The organism is Streptomyces sp. WM6378 (assembly GCF_001279695.1).
Classification (GTDB): Bacteria; Actinomycetota; Actinomycetes; order Streptomycetales; family Streptomycetaceae; genus Streptomyces.
This window is the reverse complement of sequence record NZ_LGDD01000197.1, coordinates 1-356: the sequence shown is the minus strand read 5'-3', so window position 1 is coordinate 356 and position 356 is coordinate 1. Positions and strand designations below refer to the sequence as shown.

The following is a 356-nucleotide window of genomic DNA, read 5'->3' as shown; positions in this document are numbered from 1 at the left end:
ACGGCCATGGCTTGTTCGCCGACGCAGCGGATCTTGGCGTGGGTGGTGTTGTGGCGCCGCTTCCATCTCTTGAGTCGACGCCCTCGGAACGGAACACGGACGGGGTCGCCATCGCCCATCATCACTGTCTGCCCAGCACTTCAGCTCCGCGGCAGCCGGCGCGTCGATGATCCCGTGGACACGGGCTGCGGTCAGGTCGTGGGTGGAGCCGGGCAGTGCGGGTGAGGCCCACAGCAGGCGGCCGTAGGGATCGGTGAGGACTTGGATGTTGATGCCGTGGCGCTTGTGTTTCCCGGAGTGATACGGGGTGTCTGAGGCGATCTCCCCCAGCCTCCGGCCGGGAGGTGCCCCCAGTC

1 pseudogene is annotated in these 356 nt (G+C 67.4%); it reads right to left on the bottom strand.

The window, feature by feature from the left end:
* Nucleotides 1-165: 165 nt before the first annotated feature.
* A pseudogene (locus ADK54_RS48800) lies at nucleotides 166-356 on the bottom strand (transposase family protein); the annotation flags it as partial.